This window comes from Persicitalea sp. (assembly GCF_041751555.1).
Lineage (GTDB): Bacteria > Bacteroidota > Bacteroidia > Cytophagales > Spirosomataceae > Persicitalea.
This window is the reverse complement of the sequence record NZ_JBGSXF010000562.1, coordinates 1-2,331: the sequence shown is the minus strand read 5'-3', so window position 1 is coordinate 2,331 and position 2,331 is coordinate 1. Positions and strand designations below refer to the sequence as shown.

Genomic DNA, 2,331 nt, shown 5'->3' with positions numbered 1-2,331 from the left:
AAAAGTAGCGCGAGTTTTTCCCCATTTTCAGTGAGCAAGTATTGCCGATAGTTGCTTTTGGGATGATCCGATAGCGTTGGCGTAACAATATTCGAGTCGATAAGCGGTTCGAGGTACCGTTTCGCATTTTTTGTTTGATTGGTCACTTGGATGCTTTCCAACACATCTTTGCGCTTTAATGACGCGTTTTTTTTCAATACCGTAATAATTTTTAAGGATTTAGGTTCAAGCTTTCTTGCAAGTGCAACCAATTCCCCTATTTCTTTTTCCGTCATTTTAGCTATTGCTGCTTTACGTAAATGGTCTTCCTGGACAGATGAGACGATGTCATCAAAAATTTCTGGCTCGATGACTGGATTGAGCAATGAGAGAAAATTTTCGGCGATAAAAGCTGCCCTGCTTTTGTCTTGAAACTCAACCTCTAAGCCATGAAAATCATACGTGAACGAAGGTTTTACAATCCCATGCGCTTCGCATTCCGATAAAATTAAAGCAATCCCCCTCCCCCACTGCTCAATGAAACCAGCGCGGAAAAAAGTATTGGCAATGTCAGGATTGGCTGGCTGGGAAGTGTGTTTGCCCAGAAACTTCTCCAACGACCATTCGACGGGAATTTGGCCCTCGTTCCAGATTTGAAGACGATCGGGGAAGACGTGAATCTGTATCGGGTTTCCGCTGCTGTAATCCTTATGAGCGATAGCATTCACCACAGCCTCGCGCAACGCCTTTTCGGGATAGGGATATTCTTCTACGCGCTGAATTCCCTCATAGCTAATAGCCGCCTGCATATACTTGGTCGTCAGCAAACCAATCGTCCCCTCTACCTGCTGTAACAGTGGGCCGTTTACCTCATCCTGATACTTCAAATCCGTAGCTGACTCCCCGAAAAAGCCGATCTTGACGTAAGCACCAGTCACGAACCGCTCCGGCTTGGGATGGAACAGTAGTACGGCAGCCCGTTTGAGCTGACCTCCGTCGTAGAGATGCAAGGCATCTAGCAATTCTTCATTGGGACGCGCCAGCTCTTTCCCCTCCACTCGCTTGGCCCGCGCGGCGGACGTGCGAAACAGCTTGAAGGCGGCAGGATCGAGGTCGTCGCTCGTCACGTTTGGCACGGGTTGGGCGTCCCATCGTATTCCCATCCGCTCCATAAGAAACTTATTCAAAGCCGCGCCTTTGAGTATCTGCTTCGTGCTGCCCGTCCGGTAGTGGTACTCGCTTTTATAATTGACGGGTGAGGATGGATAAGCCTGCACCGATATAGCCACGTAGTCCAGCCCGTCTTCCGTTCGCAATTCTACGTCGGCCATGATGCCCAGCACATCGCGGATTTTATTAGGCAAGTCTTCCAGCAGCTTTCTGGCTTTGGCCACGCCGACTACCTTCCCGTGATCGTCTTTACCGATGAACAGCGTCCCGCCCTTGGCATTGGCGTAGCCGCAAAGCCAGCCCAGGTACTCGTCGCGCCAGGACTCTTTCCATTCGATGGTTTGGTTTTCCTGTTCCATATCAAAAAGGCGACTTGATGCCCAATTCGGCGCAGTAACCCTCGATAACCTGGTCGGTGTCCTTCATGCTGCGTTCCAGGGCGATCAACTCCTCGGCCACATGGCTGATGTCGATGTCGGCCTCGGCCTCGAAGGTGTCCACATAGCGGGGAATGTTGAGGTTGTAGTCGTTCTCGCGCACTTCGGACAGCGGGGCCACGTAGCTGAGCTTCTCCACCGTCTGGCGGGCGATGTAGGTGTCCACGATGCGATCGATGTCGTCCTCGCGCAGGTAGTTTTGCGTTTTCTCCTTCTCGAAGTGCTGGCTGGCGTCGATGAAAAGGATGTCGTTGTCGTGTTCGCGGCATTTCTTCAAAACCAGAATGCAGGTCGGGATGGAAGTGCCGTAAAAGATGTTGCCCGGCAGGCCGATCACGGCATCGAGGTAGTTGCACTGCTCCACCAGGTACTGGCGGATGTGGCCCTCGGCAGAGCCCCGGAACAGCACGCCGTGCGGCAGCACGCAGGCCATCGTGCCGTTGTCGTCGAGGTGATAGACCATGTGCTGCACAAAGCCAAAATCGGCCTTGGACGCGGGGGCCAGCCGCCCGTACTGACTGAAACGGTCGTCGCTCAGGTGCAGCGGGTTAGCGCTCCAATTGGCCGAGAAGGGCGGGTTGGCTACAATGGCTTCGGCCCGCAGGTCGGGGTGCTGCGGGTGTTCGAGGGTGTCGTCCTGCTTGATGTCGAAGCGGCTGTAATGCACGTCGTGCAGGATCATATTCATCCGCGCCAGGTTGTAGGTGGTGCGGTTAAGCTCCTGGCCGTAGAACTTGCCAACGTC

The 2,331-nt window shown here is 53.3% G+C and carries 2 protein-coding genes; both read right to left on the bottom strand.

Annotated features, from left to right (window positions below; translation table 11 throughout):
- Positions 1–1,508 (bottom strand): ATP-binding protein (locus tag ACEW8P_RS20035; protein ID WP_373514849.1); only part of this gene is annotated, 1,508 nt, incomplete at its 3' end.
- A 1-nt stretch (position 1,509) separates the two neighbouring features.
- Positions 1,510–2,331 (bottom strand): type I restriction-modification system subunit M (locus tag ACEW8P_RS20030; RefSeq protein ID WP_373514848.1); only part of this gene is annotated, 822 nt, incomplete at its 5' end.